Here is an 18,023-nt window from a genome sequence, read left to right as displayed (position 1 = left end):
GGCGCGCTCATCCACGCTTTCACGCCTATTGCCCGGCGCGAGCTTTGAAGTAGAGGATGATTCGTTCGAAGGTGTCGCCCTCGAAGTTGTACGGAATCGGGCCCTGTTCGTCTTCCAGCATGGTGGCGCCGGCATACCAGACCTGCGTGTTGCCTTCCGGTCCGCGCTGGGCCTCGAGCCGCTCGCCATTGACGATGAAGGTCGGGGTGGCGTCGATACCGGCATCGGCCGCCTCCTGGTTCGCCGCCTGCACCGCCTGCAGCAGCGTCTCGTCGTTCATGCAGGCGAAGAATTCCTGCTCCGACAGCCCGACCGAGCGTGCGATCGTGACCAGCTGCTGCTGCGCGGTGCCGGCCTGCATGGCGGAGAACAGCGCACGCTGCTGCTCGAACAGGATGTCCAGCACGTCGAAATAGCGCTCTTGCGGGGCGCACCGGGCCAGCATGAAGCCCGCCACGGCGAGGCGGGGCTGGCCGGTGATCATCTCGCGGAAGACGAAGCGCACGTCGCCGGTCTCGACATACTCGTTGATGGTGCCCATCGCCTGCTGGTGGAAGGCGGCGCAGGCCGGGCAGGCGACGGAGGCGTACTCGATGAAGACCACTGGCGCGTCGGCGGGGCCCTTGGCGTGATCGCCCTCGCGCTCGTACTGGCTCTGGCCGGCCGGGGCGCCGCCGCCGCCGCAGGCGGCAAGCAGCAGGCTGGCGGCGATCGCGGCGCCGGAGAAGAGACGGCGGGTCAGGGTCATGGCTCGAGGCTCCCTTCGGGACAGGTCATGGTCGAATTCGCGCGCATTTAAACGGGCCGGCCGGCTTCACGCCACCTCTTTGGGCACGCGCCGGATTACGATTTCGAGAGATCGATGCCCTCGCGCGCCTCGATATCGCCCTGCCAGCGCTTCAGGAGCGCCGCGAGGCGCGCCTTGGGATCGGCCGGCAAGGGCGGGGCGGCCGGCACCTTCACGACGCACGCGCTGCGCCGGGGCGGTTTCGCCGCGGCGGGCGCCAGCGTGCCCTGGATGATCTTCAGGCGGGCCGGGCGGCGGCCCGCATACTGGGCCACCCGGTCGAGGATGCGGGTCGACTGGGCCTCGATGAGGGCCGCGGCCGGTCCGCGTGCCGTCACGACCAGCACCGCACCGCCCGCGCCGGCCTGGAACTTCTCGGGCCGGCTCCATTTTGCCAGCTGCTCGCCGACGATCTCGCTCCAGCGCGCGTCGAGCTCGCCGGCGGCCGTGCCGAACTGCTTGGCCAGGGGCTTGGCGATCCTGGCCGCGGCCCGGCCCGCGCTCGGCGCGAAGGCGCGCGGCGGCCGGCCGCGATGCTCGGCCGCCCAGGCGAGCGCCTCGCGCACCGCCTCGGGGTCGGTGCTGCGGGTCACGGCATGGCGCGGCACGATGCGCCGGGGCGTTGATGGCGGCTTGTATTCCATGGTTTGCAGTGTGAGGCGCGCGCCCGCGCCTGGCAAGACGGACGGCCCGCATGACCAACGCGCTCTCCCGGAGCGATCCCGGACGGCTCAATGCCGCCCTGCTTGCCTGGTACGACCGGCAGGGCCGGGCGCTGCCCTGGCGCGTGCGGCCCGAGGACAGGGCAAGGGGCGTGAAGGCCGATCCCTACGCGGTCTGGCTTTCCGAGATCATGCTGCAGCAGACCACCGTCCCCCATGCCGCGCCCTACTGGCACGCCTTCCTGCAGCGCTGGCCCACGGTCCACGATCTCGCGAGCGCCCCGCGCGAGGACGTCATGGCGGCCTGGGCCGGGCTCGGCTACTACGCCCGAGCCCGCAACATGCACGCCTGCGCGCGGGTCGTCAGCGAGGAACTGGGCGGCGAGTTCCCGCGCGATCTCGACGCGCTGCGCGCCCTGCCGGGCATCGGGGACTACACCGCCAACGCCATCCGCGCGGCCGCCTTCGACCTGCCCGCCAGCGTCGTGGACGGCAATGTCGAGCGCGTCGTCGCCCGGCTGTTCCGCATCGAGACCCCGCTGCCGCGCGCCAAGGCCGAGATCAAGGCCGCCGCGGCCGGCATCGCCGCGTCCGGCGCGCGCCCCGGCGATTACGCGCAGGCGGTGATGGATCTCGGCGCCACGGTGTGCACCCCGAGATCGCCGGCCTGCGGGATCTGCCCGTGGCGGAGCGCCTGCGCGGCCTGCGATGCCGGTGCGCAGACCGATTATCCCAGGAAGGAGAGGAAGAAGCAGAAGCCGGTGCGTTACGGCGTCTGCTTCCACCTGACGCGCGACGGGCCGGGCGGGGCCGAACTCCTCTTGCGCCGCCGGCCCGAGGCGGGCCTGCTCGGCGCCATGATGGAGCTGCCCGGCACGGACTGGACCGAAGAGGCACCGGTGGCCGAGGCGATCGCCGCGTCCGCCCCGGTCGGGGCCGACTGGCAGGAGGCCGGCCGGGTGCGCCACGTCTTCACCCATTTCCGGCTCGAACTCGACGTGCGCACCGCCCGCCTCGCGGCCGGCGATGCCGGGCCGCAGGGCCGGTGGGTGAGCGTGGGCGCACTGAAGCAGGCGGGTCTGCCCTCGGTGATGATGAAGGCGGCGAAGCTCGGGTTCTAGCTCCTGCGCGGCGCCTCGGTGCCGATCAGCACGACCTCGCTGGAGCCGTCGAGGCCGCATCGCTCGCGCATCTCCTCGTCCTCCAGCGCCTCGATCAGCGCGCCGAGCCCGGCCGCGGCGGTCTCGGTGGCCTCGATCGCGGGATCGTCGCCACGGCCCTCGGCGAGCAGTTCGACGGCGCGCCGCGTGGTGTCGTCCTCCACCGTCATGAAGGCGTGCGCGCTGCGCTTCAGCGCCTCCCAGGCGAGGGCGGAAGGGGCGTAGCAGTCGAGCATCTCCATCACCGTGCCGCCCCGGTCGGGGGAGCGTACCGCCTTGCCGGCCCTGAAGCTCTCGTAGAGGGCGGGGGCCCGGGCCGGGTCGACGCAGACGGAGAAGGGTGCGTCCTCTCCCCGGCGCGCGGCCATGCCGGCGATCACCGCCGCGGCGAGCCCGCCGACGCCGGACTGCACGAAGAGGTGGCTGGGCGCCGCACTCTCCTCCTCCAGCTGGCGATGGATCTCGTCGGCGAGCTGGCTGTAGCCCTGGATGACGTCGCCGGCGATCTCGTCCTCGGCGCGCGGGGAGGTGTCGGCGACGAGGATCCAGCCCTGCGATTGCGCCATCTCCTCGGCCTTGGCCACGGCGTCGTCGAACACCCCGTCCACGACGCGCACCTCGGCGCCCTTGGCCTCGATGCGCCTGATGCGCCAGTCGGGGACGCGGGCGTGGACGAAGATCACGCAGCGCATCCCGAACACATGGGCGCCGGCCGCGACCGACAGGCCGTGATTGCCGTCGGTGGCGCAGGTCACGGTGATGTCCTGGGCGATCGCGCTCGCCGCCCCGCCGATCAGCGCCTCCGGCTCGGGCGCGCTCTTCAGCGCCTGGGTCATCCTGCGCTCGAGCTGGCGGGCGACGGCGTAGGCCCCGCCGAGCGCCTTGAAGGAGTTCAGGCGCATGCGCGAGCGCTCGTCTTTCCACCAGATGCGCTTGATGCCGAGTTCGCCGGCGAGCCCGGCGAGCTCGATCAGGCCGGTCTCGGCATGGACCGGACAGGCTTGCAGCATGCGCCGGGGGTCCCCGACCGCCTCGAGCCCGAACCGGGCCGTCAGCAGGTCGGGCCATTTCTCCGGCGCGACGCGGGTTTCGTTCAGCAATAGCGCCAAGCGCTCGGCCCTCCGTTCAGAAGGGACAGGGTGCCAGCTGACGCGCTAAGCGTCCATCTCCGCGCGGATTTTCGTGCGCAGCACGTCGATCGGGACGAGATTGCCGTGACGGCGCACATGCCAGAAGGTCCAGCCGTTGCAACTGGGGGCGGACTGCACGCGCGCGCCGACCTGGTGGATGGAACCGGCTTCGGCGCCGCTCGACACCGAGCCGTCCGCGCGCACCCGGGCGGTGCGCCGGCCCTGTGCGCAGTAGAGCGTGTCGCCCGGCTTGATCAGCCCGGCTTCGACGAGGGCGCCGAAGGGGATGCGCGGCAGGGCGCGCTTGGACTGGGTGACGGCGATGGCGTCGGCCTTGCCCGGCTCGATCGCGGCCAGGCGCTGGCGCGCGACCTCGATATAGCCTTCGTCGGCCTCGATGCCGATGAAGTGGCGGCCGAGCTTCTTGGCCACCGCGCCGGTGGTGCCGGTGCCGAAGAAGGGGTCGAGAATGACCTGACCGGGATCGCTGGTCGCTAGGATCACCCGGTGCAGCAGGCTTTCCGGCTTCTGGGTGGGATGGGCCTTGCGCCCGTCGCTGTCCTTCAGCCGCTCGCCCCCGCCGCAGATCGGCAGCGTCCAGTCGGAGCGCATCTGCACGCCGTCATTGAGGGCCTTCATGGCCTGGTAGTTGAAGGTGACCTTCGAGTCCTTGTGCTTGGCGGCCCAGATCAGCGTCTCGTGCGCGTTGGTGAAGCGCGTGCCGCGGAAATTCGGCATCGGGTTGGACTTGCGCCAGATCACGTCGTTGAGGATCCAGAAGCCCATGTCCTGCAGGAAGGTGCCGACGCGGAAGATGTTGTGATAGCTGCCGATCGTCCAGATCGCGCCATCGTCCTTGAGGACCCGGCGCGCCTCCTCCAGCCAGCCGCAGGAGAACAGGTCGTAATCGTCGAAATCGCCGATCTGGTCCCAGGCGTCGTCGACCGCGTCGACCTTGGAATTGTCGGGACGGTGCAGGTCGCCGCCGAGCTGCAGATTGTAGGGCGGGTCGGCGAAGATCAGATCGACGCTCCCCTCGGGCAGGGAACGCATGATCTCCACGCAGTTGCCGTGCAGGATCTGATCTATGGGAAGCCCGTTTGACACCGTACCATCCTTTTTGCGCCGACTGATTCTCCACTGGTGAATCGATGCGGCTTTCCAGATGGTTAAGGCCGATTCACCACATCGGCCCCGGCATCGGGAGCCGGGCTCTGGAAGGATCATAACCCGCAAACCGGGTCAGGCGCCAAATCGCGAATCGAATGAGTCGCTTAGTCCTCGGCCGTTTCGCTTGCCGCCTCGATCAGATCGTCGAAACTGCCCTGCAGCGCCATCTGCACAGGGGTGAAGCTCAGCCGGTGGATGGGCGAGGGGCCGAGGGTGCGCAGGCCGGCGTAGTGGGCCGGGCAGCCATAGCCCTTGTTGCTGGCGAGATCGTAGCCCGGGAAGCGCGCGTCGGCCTGCCTCATGAGTTCGTCGCGCACCGTCTTGGCGATGATGGACGCAGCCATGATGGTGGGCTCGAACGTGTCGCCGCCGACCAGGGCGGTCGCCCGGCAGGGCAGGTCCGGCTTGCGGTTGCCGTCGATATAGCAGCGCTCGATCTCGCAGGGCAGGGAGAGGACCGCGCGCTGCATCGCCGCCATGGAGGCATGCAGGATGTTGAGCCGGTCGATCTCCTCGGGCTCCGCGATGCCCACGGCGACATAGGCGCGCGCGCGGATCTTCCTGGCCAGGCCGGTGCGCTGCTCGTGGGTGAGCGCCTTGGAGTCCCTGAGATCCTCGATCGGCGCGAAACGCCTGGGCAGGATCACCGCGGCGGCCACGACCGGCCCGGCGAGCGGGCCGCGTCCGGCCTCGTCGACGCCGGCGATGTAGCGGTTGGCCTTGGCGAAACGTCTGGGCGAGGTGGCGGTGAGCATGGAGCGATCGGTCCAGGAGGGGGGATGAGCGCCAATCTAGGAAGGCGGCAGCTGTCGCGCATCCCCCGCCGCCGCATTTGATGCGCCTTGCGGGGCGGCGCTTCTGCAGTTGCGTTGCAGAAGAACGGAAACGCGGACGGCGCCGGCCCGTTTTGGATGCGAGCCCCGGACCGGTTCCGGGCACGCAGCCAGAAGGAGCAAGCCATGGCCCAGCAACCCGATCACCGCATCATCTCCCCGCGCGAGGACGGCCAGTGGGAGAACAAGGTCGCCGGCGCCGAGCGCGCCTCCAGCCTGCACGAAACCCAGCGCGAGGCGATCCATTCGGCGCGCGCCATGCTGTCCAACTAGGGCGGCGGCCAGATCACCGTGCAGGGAACCGATGGCCGCATCAAGGACCGCCAGACGGTCGCTACCTCCTGAGGCAAGTCGGCGTCAGCCGCGCGGTTCGCCCGACCGGCGCCTGCCGGCTCAGGCCGCGGGGGGCTTTGCGGCCGCCTCGATGGCTTCGACCGCGGCGGGCGCCTGCGGCTTTCGTGCGAGACGTCCGCGGAGGTATTGCAGCCAGAACAGCAGGGCGCCGAGCGGAACGGCGATCTCGAAGAGGCGGTCGCCCGCGATGATGTTCTCCAGATAGCCGGCGCTAAGGAAATTGAACTCTATGAGGTTGAGGTTGAATGAGGTCTCCGAAGCGGTGACCCCGGGGGAGGTGAGGCTCCACGTCCCCGCCCGCATCGAATACGTGAAGGCCGGGTAGCCGATGAACAGGATGAGGGCCGACCAGAGAATGCGTCTTTTCAACCGCTTGACGAAGAATGTGAAGACGAAGGTGAACGCCACGAGGGTCGGAACCACGATGACCAGGACGAGGGCCGCGATGTAGCCCGGCGTCAAGTCGGCCGGCGAGGCGTGGACCGGCTCGGGAACCGGGAACATCCTGATCGTGTCCGCGAGAAACGGCGCCCCGTCCTGCGAGCGGAGCCGGATATAGAGAAACTCCTGTCGCTCGCCGAACGCCAGGCGGTAGGTCGCGTCGTAAACTTCAAGGCGGCGTTGCGTTCCGTTGGCGGCGACATTCGTCTGCGAATGCGACTTATAGCTGATGAGGTCGATGGTTTCGGGTGCGGCGTGCGGAACATAGTCCAGAAGCTGGTCAAACCCGGCCTGGAACTCCTCGCCGCGAATCATCTCGTGAAGGTGCGGCGTCAGGGCCTCGCGGTCGCGGCCCAGCACAGCGTTCAGGATTTCGTCGGACTGCGCCTCGCGCTCGTCAGGCATGACGGCGCGCACGACGGGATCCAGCACGAGCATCGATTGGATCGAATCGCATCCGCTGACGAACACGAGCGCTAGCAGTGCAACGGCGAGACGCGCGCCGATTGCCGAATTCTTCATGCCCACCCCCCCCGGGGAGCCAATTGCTATCTTCACTCGATTATCCCGAAGAAAATCCCCCTTTGCTAGAACAAACTCAACTGCGCGCCGTTTTCCAGCGGCACCTCGAACAGGTCGGTTCGCAGCGGGGTGCGTTCGCCATCGAGGCCGTAGCGCCGGCGCGCCTTTTCGAAGCGCTGGGCGATGAGGTCGGCGATGGGGCCTTCGCCTCGCCCGCGCTTGTGGAAGGTCGCGTCGTAATCCTTGCCGCCGCGCGTCTGGCGCACCAGCGACATGATCTTCCTAGCCGCGTCCGGGCGTTCGGTCTCGAGCCATTCCTGGAACAGCGGCGAGACCTCCAGCGGCAGGCGAAGCAGGACGTAGCTCGCCGAGCCGGCCCCGGCATCGGCGCCGGCCTCGAGCAGGGTCTCGATCTCGCGGTCGGTGAGGCCGGGGATGATCGGGGCGGTCATCATCGTCACCGGCACGCCGGCCCTGGAGAGGACGCGCATCGCCTCGAGCCGCCGCTCCGCAGTCGCCGCCCGCGGTTCCATCGCCCGGGCGAGCGCGCGGTCGAGCGTCGTCACCGAAATCGCGACGCGCACCAGATTGAGCGCGGATAGCGCTTCGAGAATGTCGAGATCGCGCATGATACTCGCCGACTTGGTGACGATGGCGACCGGATGGCGGAACTTCAGACATACCTCGAGGATCGACCGGGTGATCCGCAGCCGGCGCTCGACGGGCTGGTAGGGATCGGTATTGGCCCCGATCGCGATGGTCTCCGGCACGTAGCCTTTCTTGCGGAACGTCTTGTCCAGAAGCGCGGCCGCATCGGGCTTGAAGAACAGCTTGCTCTCGAAATCGAGCCCCGCCGAATAGCCCCAATAGGCGTGGCTGGGCCGGGCATAGCAGTAGATGCAGCCGTGCTCGCAGCCGCGATAGGGGTTGATCGAGCGGCCGAACCCGATGTCCGGACTGTCGTTCGTGGCGATGATCGTGCGCGAGGCGTCCCGGATCAGCGTGGTCTCCAGGCGCGGGGCCGGCGCGTCGTTCGTGCCCCAGCCATCGTCGAAGGGCTCGCTCGCCGCCGTCTCGTAGCGACCGGCCGCGTTCGACTTCGCGCCGCGCCCGTTCTGCCTGAAATGCTCGGGCAGGAGGGAGGAGGCTCGGGGCGGAGGGACACGGGCGTTCATGGCGCGAACAGTGACTCCCGAAAGAGAACGAAGCAAGAACTTTTTCACATTGACCGGAGCGCCGCGCTCGGCCATGTCAGGGCATGGCCCGCCTCGTCGTCATCATTCCCGCCCTCAACGCCGCCCGCTCTCTGCCCGGCGTGATCGACAGCCTCGGCGAAGGCCTGCATTCGGGCTTGATCGCCGGCTGGGTGCTCGCCGACGGCGGCTCCACCGACGCCACGCGCGAGATCGCGGCGCACGCCGGCTTTCGCATCGTCACCGGCGCGAAGGGCCGCGGGCCGCAGCTCATCGCCGGGACGCAGGCTGCGTGCCGGCTGGCGGGCGAGGGCGACTGGTATCTCTTCCTGCACGCCGACACCCGGCTGGAGCCCGGCTGGTCGGCGGAAGTGCGCCGCTTCATGCAGGCCCATGCAGACCGGCACCGCGCCGCGGCCTTCCGCTTCGCGCTGGACGATCCCCGCGCCCCGGCGCGCCGGCTCGCCCGTTTCGTCAACTGGCGTTCGCGCGCGCTGAAGCTTCCCTATGGCGATCAGGGCCTGCTCATCCCGAAGGCCTTCCACGACGCGCTCGGCGGCTACAAGCCGATGGTCCTGTTCGAGGACGTCGACATCGTGCGCCGCATCGGCGCGCGCCGGCTGGCGCTCCTGAAGAGCCGGGCGGTGACGAGCGCCGAGCGCTTCGCGCGCGAGGGCTATCTGAAGCGCTCGGCGAAGAATCTGGTCCTGCTCGCGCGCTACTTTCTCGGCGCCGATCCCGCGCGCCTGGCGAGGAGCTACTCGAGATGAGGCCGCGCCTGGTGGTCTTCGCCAAGGCCCCGGTGATCGGCGGGGCCAAGACGAGGCTGGCCGAGGGCATCGGGAAGGTCGCCGCCTGGCGGCTCTACCGAGCGATGACCGCGCGGATCCTCAGGCGCCTGGCCGATCCGCGCTGGGAGATGGTGCTCGCCATAGCGCCGGATGCGGCCCTGCGCCGGCGTTTCCCGGCCGTCTGGCCGAACCATGTCGCGCGCGTCGCACAAGGCGGCGGCGATCTCGGCGCGCGCCAGGCGCAGGTGTTTGCATCCGCGCGGCCGGCGAGGCGCCGGCCCGTCATCGTCATCGGCACCGATGCACCCCGGATCACCCGCGCGGATATCGCCGGCGCGCTGCGCCTGCTGAAGCGCCACGATGCGGTGATCGGACCGGCCGAGGACGGCGGCTACTGGCTGCTGGCGCTGGACGCACCGGCACCGCCGGGCGTGTTCGAGGGCGTGCGCTGGTCGCACCCGCGCACGCGCGAGGATCTCGAGGCGCGGCTGCGGGCACATGCGATGGCGCGAATCGCGCATCTTCGAACGCTGCGCGACGTGGACGAGGCGGGCGACCTATAACCCCTCCAGCCGCTCCTGAAGGCTTAGCATGTCGGCCCATGCGCGGCGCTTCTCCTGCGGGCGGCGCAGCAGGAAGGCGGGGTGGAAGATCGGCAGGGCCGGGATCGCGCCGGCCTCCTGGAAGGCCTCGTCCTTGACGCGGTACTCGGTCCAGCGGCCTCGAAGACTCATGATGCCGGATTTCGCGCGCAGCAGCGTCTGGGCGGAGATGCCGCCGGCGAAGACCAGCAGTTTCGGTCTGACGAGCGCGATGTGACGTTCGGCGAAGGGCAGGCAGGCCATCACCTCGGTGTCGGTCGGCTTGCGGTTTCCCGGCGGGCGCCAGTTGACGATGTTGGTGATGTAGACATCTTCCGGCCCGAGCCCGATCGCGGCGAGCATCTTGTCCAGGAGCTGGCCGGAGCGGCCCACGAAGGGCGCGCCCTGCTCGTCCTCTTCTCGGCCGGGCGCCTCGCCGACGATCATCAGGCCGCTCGCCGGATTGCCGCGGGCGAACACGGTGTTCATCGCGGTGGGCTTGAGCGCACACCCGTCGAACGCCTCGAGCGCGGCCTTCAGCGCGTCCAGCGTCTTCGCCTCGCCGGCCATCTGGCGGGCATCCTGCTCGGGCGGTTCGGCGCCGAACCCGGCCCGGCGCGCCTGCGCGGCGGTGGCGGCCGGGCGCTGCGGCGCGGAGGAGGGCGGCTGGCGCATGACGCGGGCCGCCGCCTCCCGGGCCGGACGCACGTCCGCACCGGACCGCGCCGCGGCCGGGATTTCGGGCACCTCGATGCCGGCCTCTTCCCACCAGGACAGGAGGCTCTTCAGGGCGCGGACATCGTCGGGTGAAAGCGGTGCGGTCATCAGGGGTGTGGCGGAGCGCCCTTGCTTGCGTGCGGGCTGGCCCTTGCGCGGCCCGGCCCTAGCTGAACGAAGACGTGTAGGCTAAGACGGGACGAGGCAAACGCAAAGCGGGCTTCGCGCCACGGCCTGAAGCCGCTTGAAGAGACGAAGACGCGAGGAGACGACATGGCCGACGAGGCGATCGAACGGGAGTCGATGGAATATGACGTGGTCATCGCGGGCGCCGGTCCGGCCGGCCTGTCCGCCGCGATTCGCCTGAAGCAGCTCGCGGAGCAAGAGGGTGCGGACATCTCCATCGCCGTGATCGAGAAGGGCTCCGAGGTCGGCGCCCACATTCTCTCCGGCGTGGTGCTCGATCCCAAGGCCATGGACGAGCTGCTGCCGGACTGGCGCGAGGATCCCGAGACCCCGCTCGACACGCCGGTGACCGAGGACCGCTTCGTCATGCTCGGCGAGGCCGGCTCGGCCGCCTTCCCGAATTTCATGATGCCCGCCTTCATGCACAACAAGGGCTGCTATATCGGCTCGCTCGGCTCGGTCTGCCGCTTCCTGGCGGCCAAGGCCGAGGCGTTGGGCGTGGAGATCTATCCCGGCTTCGCGGCCGCCGAACTGGTCGAGGAGGACGGCGTCATCAAGGGGATCGTCACCGGCGACATGGGTGTCGCCAAGGACGGTTCGAAGAAGGACGGCTACATGCCCGGCATGGAGCTGCGCGCCAAGTACACCCTCATCGCCGAGGGCGCCCGCGGCTCCCTGTCCAAGCAGCTCATCAAGCGCTTCGATCTCGGTGCCGGCCGCGAGCCGCAGAAATTCGGTCTCGGCATGAAGGAGCTGTGGCGCGTCAGGCCGGAGAAGTTCAGGAAGGGCTATACCCAGCACACCATGGGCTGGCCGCTGGACAACGAGACCGGCGGGGGCAGCTGGATGTACCACTTCGGAGACAATCTGGTCTCCATCGGCTTCGTGGTGCACCTCAATTACAAGAACCCGCACCTCTTCCCGTTCGGCGAGTTCCAGAAGTTCAAGACCCATCCGGACATCGCCGAGGTTCTGGAAGGCGGCGAGCGCCTGTCCTACGGCGCGCGCGCCATCACCGAGGGCGGCTATCAGTCCGTGCCCAGGCTTGTCTTCCCGGGCGGGGCGCTCATCGGCTGCTCGGCCGGCTTCGTGAACGTGCCGCGCATCAAGGGCAGCCACAACGCGATGAAGACCGGCATGATGGGGGCGGAGGCCGCCTTCGAGGCGCTGCAGGCCGGCCGCCAGCACGACGAACTCACCCGGTACGAGGAGCTCTACGACAAGAGCTGGGTGAAGAAGGAGCTGAAGAAGGTCCGCAACGTCAAGCCGCTCTGGACGAAGTACGGCACCACCATCGGGGTGGTGCTCGGCGGGCTCGATATGTGGACGAACGAGCTGTTCGGGGTGTCCGTGTTCGGCACGATGGGCCATGGCGGCGCCGATCACGAGGCGACGAGGCCCGCCGACAAGTCGAAGCCGAAGAGCTATCCCAAGCCGGACAATGTCCTGACCTTCGACCGGCTGTCCTCGGTGTTCATCTCCAACACCAATCACGAGGAGGACCAGCCGGTCCATCTCAAGGTGAAGGACTGGCAGCTGCAGTACGACAGCGAACTCAAGGTCTATGGCGGCCCGTCGGCGCGCTACTGCCCGGCCGCGGTCTATGAATGGGTCGAACCCGAGGAGGGCGGCGAGAAGCAGTTCGTGATCAACGCGCAGAACTGCGTCCACTGCAAGACCTGCGACATCAAGGACCCGAACCAGAATATCAACTGGGTTCCGCCCGAAGGCGGGGGCGGGCCGAACTATCCCAACATGTAAGCTGCGAGGCGCGCCTGCGCGGCCGGGTGCGGACCTGATGAGAGCCTTGATCCTGACGAGTGCGTCCCTGGTGCTCGCCGCGTCCTGCGCGGCGGGCACCGGCTTTCTGAGCGGACCCGAGGAGGAGCCGACGGTCTACGGCGCCTTCCTGGCGGGGCGCTATGCGAGCGTCGCGCGCGATGTCGACCGCTCGGCCGATTTCTATGCCCAGGCGCTGGAGATCGAGCCGGGGCTCGACATCCTGTCCGAGCGGGCCTTCTACGCCGCATTGATGGCCGGCGATTTCGCCCGGGCCGACGAAGCGGCGCGTCAGGCCGTCGAGCAGAGCAGCGATCTCGAGTTCGCGCGGATATATGCGCGCGCCGCTGCGCTCGAGGAGGGCTTACGCCTGACCGCGCAGGGCGAAAGCGAGGTCGGGCCGTTCGGACGGGTGATCGAGGACATGCTCGCGGACTGGGAGCTGGCGCGCACCCGCTCCGGCGCTCGCCAGGCGGCTGGGCAGACGCTGGAAATCCCGTCCCAGGCCGCGCCCTACGCCATCGTCCACAAGGCGCTGATCTTCGAGGCTGCGGGGGAGTGGTCGCGAGCCGAAGACGCTTATACCGCGGCCTCGCAGGACGGCGATCTCGCCGATTTCGTGACCGTGCTGCATGGCAGCTTCCTCGAGCGCCGGGGGCGCCGGGCCGAGGCGATCGCCCTCTACCAGGCCCGAATATCGTCCGACGACAATCCCGACCCGGATGTGACGGCCGCGCTCGCGCGGGCGCGCGAGGGACGCCGCCCGTCGCGCCTGACGCCGGCCGAGGGCGCGGCACGCTCGCTCTACGCCCTCTCGCGCATGCTCGTTCAGTCTGCGCCGGGCGACTACACCGCGCTCTTCCTGCGCCTCGTTCAGCGTCTGGACCCGGACCTCGCGCGCAATCGCTACACGCTCGCCCAGACGCTCGAGGCGCTCGGCCTGGTGGAAGAGGCGATTGCGCTTTATGACGGCCTTGCCGGCACGCCGTACGGCGTGGACGCACGCGTGGATGCGGCCTGGCTGCTATTCGTCGCCGGCGAGCGCGAGCAGGCGATGGAGCGCGCGGAGACCCTGCGCGACGAGACGATGGACGCCTCCGCGCGCCTCCTGCTTGCCGATATCTACCGGCTCACCGGACGCTGCGCCCGGGCAGTTGAGATCTATGACGGGGTCATGCAGGGCGGCGCCGAGGCGCGCTGGCAGCCGCATTACTACAAGGGGATCTGTCATCAGACGCTGGGCGACTGGCCCGCGGCCGAATTCCACTTCCTGCGCGCCCTCGAGATCGCGCCGAACGAGCCGCGACTGCTCAACCATCTGGGCTACAACTGGATCGTGTTCGGCGAACGCGTCGAGGAAGGGCTGACCATGGTCCGCCGCGCCGCGGCCCTCGCGCCGGACAACGGAGCGATCCTGGACAGCGTCGGCTGGGGGTTGTTCAAGCTCGGCCGGTACGAGGAGGCGGTGGATTGGCTGGAACGCGCCGTAGAGCAGTCTCCCGGCGATCCGACGATCAACTGGCACCTCGGCGACGCCTATGCGCGTACCGGCCGCGACCTGCAGGCGCGGTTCCAGTGGGAGCATGCGCTGGGTCTCGATCCCGATGCGCGTGAGGAAGCGCTGATCCGCGAGCGCCTGGAGCGGGGGCTGGAGGCCGCCCGGGCGGATCTCGAATGAGCACGGGTGCCGTGAGCGAGTTCGCGCCGGCCAAGGTCAACCTGACCCTGGCGGTCGGACCGGCCGGGGCGGACGGGTACCATCCGGTCGACTCTCTCGTGGTGTTTGCCGACTGGGGCGACGCGATCTCGGTGGGTGAGGGCGACGGCCTCTCCCTGCAGCTGAAAGGTCCCGGCGCGCGCAGCCTCGAATCCGAGCCGAAGAATCTCGTCCTGAAGGCGGCCTACGCCTTGCGCGCCGCGGTCGAGCGGCCCGACCTGTCGGCATCGATCGTCCTGGACAAGGCCGTGCCCGTTGCGGCCGGTCTCGGCGGCGGGTCGGCGGACGCGGCGGCGGCGCTGCGCGCGCTCGCCCGCTTCTGGGAGCTCGACCTCAGCCGCAAGCAGCTCGCAGAGATCGGCTCGGTGGTCGGGTCCGACGTCCCGGCCTGCGTCCATTCCCGGCCGCTGCGCATGACCGGGCGAGGGGAGCGGATCGCTCCGCTCGTGGCGTGGCCCGGGCTGGATGCCGTGATCGCCAATCCCGGCGTGCCGGTGGCAACGAAGGACGTGTTCGAGGCCTATGACGCCACGGGGCCGCAAATCCTGGCCTGCACGCCGCCTCCCGCGGCCGGCACCGTCGAGCAGGCGCTCGACTGGATCGCGGCCGGCGCCAATCATCTCCAGCCGAGTGCGCAGCATCTCGAGCCTGCCATCGCGGAAACTCTGAAGGCCTTGCGCGCCCTGCAGGGCTGCCGTCTCGCGCGCATGTCCGGTTCGGGCGCCTCCTGCTTCGCCCTGTTCGACGACGAACGGGCCGCACGCGCGGGCGCCGATGCGCTGAGCGCCACCCGCCCGGACTGGATCGTCAGGCCCGTGCACCTCGCCGGAGCGGTGGCATGAGCGCGGTCCTTTTCCTGGCCGGCGGCGTGAGTCTCGTCGTCAGCCTCGCGGTGAGCTACCTCGCGCTGAAGGGCGGCGTGCTCGATTTTCCCGAGCACCGGTCCCTGCATTCCACCCCGACCCCGAGGAGCGGCGGGCTCGGACTGCTCGCGGGCGCCGGTGCCGGTGCGCTGGCCATCCTCGCCGCCCCGGTCGGTGCCGGTACGTTCGCAGCCGTGCTCGCCTTTGCCGGCGCGTGCGGCCTGCTGGGCTTTCTCGACGATCTGAAGGGCCTCTCCGGGCCGCTCAAATTCGCCGTGCTCGCGCTGCTCTGCCTCGCTTTCGCGGTGATCGAACCGGTACGCTGGCTCGCCGTGACGCGCGAAGCCGGCCTGGTGCTGCCCTGGATCCTCGGCCTCCTCGGCTCCGCGCTCTTTCTCTTCACCGTCGTCAACGCGGTCAATTTCATGGACGGGGCGGACGCTATGCTGGCCGCGGTGCTGGTTCCGGCCGGGGCCGCCCTGGCGCTCGCCGGCCTGGTGACCGGCGTGTCCGCCGCGGCCATCGCCGGGGCGCTGCTCGCGGGCGGCCTCATCGGCTTCCTGGCATTCAACCGGCCGCCCGCGCGGGTCTTCGCCGGCGATGCCGGATCGCTCGCGGCCGGCGCGCTCTATGCGGGCGGGGCCCTTGCCATGGCGGGCAAGGGCTTGCCCGGATCGCTCTGGCTCGCGCCGCTCTTCGTCCTGCCCTTCCTCGCCGACGTGCTGCTCACGCTCGCCCGGCGCGCCCGCCATGGCCGGCTTCGTCTGACGGCCCATTCCGAACACGCCTATCAGCGCCTCATCAAGGCGGGCTGGAGCCATCGCCGGGCGGCAGTCGCCTATGCCGGACTGACATTCGCCTGTGCCGCGGCCGGCCTCATTGCCGCACAGGGTCCGGACTGGGCTCCGTTCGCGGTTTTCTGGACGTGCGCGGCGATGCTGATGGCGCTGTATCTCTGGGCCGGACGTTATGCGGGCGCCAGGGGCGTCGACGTCTAGTACGCCCGCTCCACCACGAACTCGGCGAGCTGCTCGAGGGCGTCGCGCCAGGGATTGCGCGGGAAGATGGCGAGGGCGTCCTTGGCCGTCTGCGCGTGGCTGCGTGCCGCGGCGAGGGTGGCTTCGAGCGCGCCGTGGGCCTTCAGGATGGCGACGGCGCGTTCGAAAGAGGTGGCCTCCTGCTCCTTGCGGGCCATGACGGCTTCCCAGAAGGCGCGTTCCTCGCCGCTCGCGGCCTGCAGGGCCAGCACGACGGGCAGGGTGACCTTGCCCTCGCGGAAATCGTCACCGGTATTCTTGCCGAGATCGGCGGTCAGCCCGCCATAGTCGAGCGCGTCGTCGACGAGCTGGAAGGCGAGGCCGAGTTCGCGGCCGTAGGTTTCCAGCGCCTGCTCCTCGCGTTCGGGACGCCCGGCGACGATCGGGGAGACCTGCGCGGCCGCGGAGAACAGCGCGGCGGTCTTGGCTCCGATGATGTCCATGTACTCGGCCCGCCCGGTCGCGATGTTGCCCGCAGCGACGAGCTGGTGCACCTCGCCCTCGGCGATCACCGCGGCGGCGCGGCTGAGGACGTGCAGCGCGTCCATCGAGCCGGCGTCGACCATCAGCATGAAGGCGCGCGCGAACAGGAAATCGCCGACCAGGACCGACTGGGCATTGCCCCAGACACGGTTCGCCGGCGTGCGCCCGCGCCTGAGATCGCTCTCGTCGACCACGTCGTCATGAAGGAGCGTGGCGGTATGGATGAACTCGACGGCGGCGGCGAGGGAGACATGGGCCTTGCCCTCGTATCCGAGCATGCGGGCGGCCGCGACGGTGATCAGGGGGCGGATGCGCTTGCCGCCCGCCTCGATGATGTAGCGGGCGAGTTCCGGTATCAGCGGCACGGGACTACCCATGCGCTCGCCGATGAGCGCATCGACGGCATGCATGTCGCCTGCCGCCATGTCCGCGAGGCGCGCGACCGGATTGAGTTCGGCGCCTTCGAGCGCGCGCTGCGGAAGTCCGTTCACCGCAAGCCCCTTGCAGTCTCAGCCGTTGGATCGGCACAATAGGTTTGCCCATGCGACCGGGCAAGCAGCCGGCGCTGTCCGCGATGTCGCGGCCGCATGTCGGGCACGGGCCACAAGCTGACGAGCAGGCGATGATCGAAGTCTTTTCCACCAACGACCCTGTCCGGCTGTCCTTCGTGGAGGCCGTGCTGAAGGACGCCAGGCTCAAGCCCGTCACGCTGGACGCCCAGACGGCGAGCATATTCGGCGGCTCGCTGCCGTGGATCAACCGCCGCGTCCTGGTCCCCGACGAGGAGGCCGAACAGGCCCGTCGCGTGCTGAAAGAGGCGCTCGGCGACGCCTACAAGCCGCCCCGGTCATGAGCACGCGCGAAGACGTGACCGAGGACCGCTTTCTGGGCGGCCGTATCGTGCTGCGCCAGAGCGCGAAAGGGTATCGGGCGGGCATCGACGCGGTTCTTCTCGCGGCCGGTCTCGACGTCAGGCCGGGCGGGCACGGCGTCGAGCTCGGCTGCGGACCGGGTGCCGCCCTGCTCTGCGCGGCCCTGCTGCAGCCGGATCTGTACCTGACCGGCGTCGAAGCCGATCCGCAGGCTGCTGCGCTCGCGCGTCAGAATGTCGTCGCGAACGGGCTCGAGCCCCGCGTCGGTATCGTCGAGGCGGATGCCTTCGACTGGCGCCCGGACGCCCCTGTGGATGCGGTCTTCTTCAATCCGCCCTTTTTCGACGATCCGCGCACGCTGCGCGCCCCGGCGGAGGCCAAGCGGGCCGCCTGGCTGACCGCGCACGCCCTGGCAGACTGGATCGGCGCGGGCGCGCGCATGCTGAAGCGCGGCGGCAGCCTGACCCTCGTCCATCGCGCCGACCGGCTCGGCGAGTCGCTGTCGGGCTGTGCTGCGGCGAAGCTCGGATCCATTTCGGTCCTTCCCGTCCAGCCGCGCGCGGACAGGCCGGCCAAGCGCATCCTCGTGCGTGCGGTACGGGATGGCCGCGCCCCGCTCCGGCTCCTGCCGGCGCTCGTGCTGCACGACGAGGGTCCGGGCCAGTACGCGCCGTTCGCGGAGGCGGTGCTGCGCGGCGAGGCAAGGCTTGCGCTCACCGCCTGACTACTCCACTAGAAAAGCCCC

The 18,023-nt window shown here is 69.7% G+C and carries 19 protein-coding genes; 10 read left to right on the top strand and 9 right to left on the bottom strand.

What is annotated here, in order from left to right:
* Positions 1-25: 25 nt before the first annotated feature.
* The gene (locus JW792_RS06250) at positions 26-748 is read right to left on the bottom strand and encodes a DsbA family protein (protein ID WP_135997514.1); all 723 of its coding nucleotides are present in this window, start codon (positions 746-748) and stop codon (positions 26-28) included.
* Between the two features lie 95 nt (positions 749-843).
* The gene (locus JW792_RS06245; RefSeq protein ID WP_135997515.1) at positions 844-1,431 is read right to left on the bottom strand and encodes a DciA family protein; all 588 of its coding nucleotides are present in this window, start codon (positions 1,429-1,431) and stop codon (positions 844-846) included.
* Between the two features lie 50 nt (positions 1,432-1,481).
* Here JW792_RS06245 and JW792_RS06240 point away from each other — a divergent pair, with 50 nt between their 5' ends.
* On the top strand, positions 1,482-2,570 hold the full coding sequence (locus tag JW792_RS06240; protein WP_135997516.1) for an A/G-specific adenine glycosylase: 1,089 nt from the start codon (positions 1,482-1,484) through the stop codon (positions 2,568-2,570).
* On the opposite strand, the gene JW792_RS06235 is transcribed toward JW792_RS06240, so the two are convergent.
* The 3 genes from JW792_RS06235 to JW792_RS06225 all read right to left on the bottom strand — a co-directional run bounded on the left by JW792_RS06235 (position 2,567) and on the right by JW792_RS06225 (position 5,664).
* Entirely contained in the window at positions 2,567-3,718 is a 1,152-nt protein-coding gene (locus JW792_RS06235; RefSeq protein WP_135997517.1) for a diaminopropionate ammonia-lyase, read from the bottom strand. The genes JW792_RS06240 and JW792_RS06235 overlap by 4 nt on opposite strands.
* A gap of 45 nt (positions 3,719-3,763) precedes the next feature.
* Positions 3,764-4,792, bottom strand: a complete 1,029-nt coding sequence (locus JW792_RS06230) for a site-specific DNA-methyltransferase (protein ID WP_192900997.1) — start codon at positions 4,790-4,792, stop codon at positions 3,764-3,766.
* Positions 4,793-5,013: 221 nt separating this feature from the next.
* Positions 5,014-5,664 (bottom strand): ribonuclease HII, encoded by a 651-nt coding sequence (locus tag JW792_RS06225; protein WP_135997519.1) that lies wholly within the window; start codon positions 5,662-5,664, stop codon positions 5,014-5,016.
* Positions 5,665-5,868: 204 nt separating this feature from the next.
* Here JW792_RS06225 and JW792_RS06220 point away from each other — a divergent pair, with 204 nt between their 5' ends.
* A complete protein-coding gene (locus JW792_RS06220) occupies positions 5,869-6,015 on the top strand; it encodes a DUF2188 domain-containing protein (RefSeq protein WP_206340919.1) in 147 nt (48 codons plus the stop codon).
* A 120-nt stretch (positions 6,016-6,135) separates the two neighbouring features.
* Here JW792_RS06220 and JW792_RS06215 read toward each other — a convergent pair whose 3' ends face one another.
* Both JW792_RS06215 and JW792_RS06210 read right to left on the bottom strand, forming a co-directional pair.
* Positions 6,136-7,059 carry a hypothetical protein gene (locus JW792_RS06215; protein ID WP_135997520.1) on the bottom strand — a complete coding sequence of 308 codons (924 nt, stop codon included), beginning with the start codon at positions 7,057-7,059 and terminating at the stop codon, positions 6,136-6,138.
* A gap of 65 nt (positions 7,060-7,124) precedes the next feature.
* Positions 7,125-8,234, bottom strand: coding sequence for a PA0069 family radical SAM protein (locus tag JW792_RS06210; RefSeq protein WP_135997521.1), 1,110 nt, complete (start codon positions 8,232-8,234; stop codon positions 7,125-7,127).
* 83 nt (positions 8,235-8,317) lie between these two features.
* On the opposite strand from JW792_RS06210, the gene JW792_RS06205 reads away from it, so the two are divergent.
* Positions 8,318-9,022, top strand: a complete 705-nt coding sequence (locus JW792_RS06205) for a TIGR04283 family arsenosugar biosynthesis glycosyltransferase (protein ID WP_135997522.1) — start codon at positions 8,318-8,320, stop codon at positions 9,020-9,022.
* A complete protein-coding gene (locus tag JW792_RS06200) occupies positions 9,019-9,606 on the top strand; it encodes a TIGR04282 family arsenosugar biosynthesis glycosyltransferase (RefSeq protein WP_135997523.1) in 588 nt (195 codons plus the stop codon). Before JW792_RS06205 ends, JW792_RS06200 begins: the two co-directional genes overlap by 4 nt.
* Here the strand turns inward: JW792_RS06200 and JW792_RS06195 are convergent.
* Positions 9,601-10,449, bottom strand: a complete 849-nt coding sequence (locus JW792_RS06195; RefSeq protein WP_135997524.1) for a uracil-DNA glycosylase — start codon at positions 10,447-10,449, stop codon at positions 9,601-9,603. The genes JW792_RS06200 and JW792_RS06195 overlap by 6 nt on opposite strands.
* 165 nt (positions 10,450-10,614) lie before the next feature.
* Here JW792_RS06195 and JW792_RS06190 point away from each other — a divergent pair, with 165 nt between their 5' ends.
* Genes JW792_RS06190 through JW792_RS06175 form a run of 4 tightly spaced genes read left to right on the top strand, consistent with a single transcriptional unit; the run spans position 10,615 to position 15,884 of the window.
* Positions 10,615-12,288, top strand: coding sequence for an electron transfer flavoprotein-ubiquinone oxidoreductase (locus tag JW792_RS06190; RefSeq protein ID WP_135997525.1), 1,674 nt, complete (start codon positions 10,615-10,617; stop codon positions 12,286-12,288).
* A gap of 37 nt (positions 12,289-12,325) precedes the next feature.
* Positions 12,326-13,984 carry a tetratricopeptide repeat protein gene (locus JW792_RS06185; protein ID WP_135997526.1) on the top strand — a complete coding sequence of 553 codons (1,659 nt, stop codon included), beginning with the start codon at positions 12,326-12,328 and terminating at the stop codon, positions 13,982-13,984.
* Complete coding sequence (locus JW792_RS06180; RefSeq protein WP_135997527.1) at positions 13,981-14,865, top strand: 4-(cytidine 5'-diphospho)-2-C-methyl-D-erythritol kinase; 885 nt, start codon at positions 13,981-13,983, stop codon at positions 14,863-14,865. The genes JW792_RS06185 and JW792_RS06180 overlap by 4 nt, the downstream gene beginning before the upstream one ends.
* The gene (locus JW792_RS06175) at positions 14,862-15,884 is read left to right on the top strand and encodes an MraY family glycosyltransferase (RefSeq protein ID WP_135997528.1); all 1,023 of its coding nucleotides are present in this window, start codon (positions 14,862-14,864) and stop codon (positions 15,882-15,884) included. Before JW792_RS06180 ends, JW792_RS06175 begins: the two co-directional genes overlap by 4 nt.
* Here JW792_RS06175 and JW792_RS06170 read toward each other — a convergent pair.
* Entirely contained in the window at positions 15,881-16,831 is a 951-nt protein-coding gene (locus tag JW792_RS06170) for a polyprenyl synthetase family protein (RefSeq protein ID WP_135997589.1), read from the bottom strand. The genes JW792_RS06175 and JW792_RS06170 overlap by 4 nt on opposite strands.
* 197 nt (positions 16,832-17,028) lie before the next feature.
* Here JW792_RS06170 and JW792_RS06165 point away from each other — a divergent pair, with 197 nt between their 5' ends.
* Complete coding sequence (locus tag JW792_RS06165; protein WP_135997529.1) at positions 17,029-17,259, top strand: putative signal transducing protein; 231 nt, start codon at positions 17,029-17,031, stop codon at positions 17,257-17,259.
* Complete coding sequence (locus JW792_RS06160) at positions 17,256-18,002, top strand: tRNA1(Val) (adenine(37)-N6)-methyltransferase (protein ID WP_135997530.1); 747 nt, start codon at positions 17,256-17,258, stop codon at positions 18,000-18,002. Before JW792_RS06165 ends, JW792_RS06160 begins: the two co-directional genes overlap by 4 nt.
* Positions 18,003-18,023 lie beyond the last annotated feature (21 nt).

The sequence above is a fragment of the Marinicauda algicola genome, from assembly GCF_017161425.1.
GTDB classification, from domain to species: domain Bacteria; phylum Pseudomonadota; class Alphaproteobacteria; order Caulobacterales; family Maricaulaceae; genus Marinicauda; species Marinicauda algicola.
This window is presented reverse-complemented; position numbering and strand designations above follow the sequence as displayed.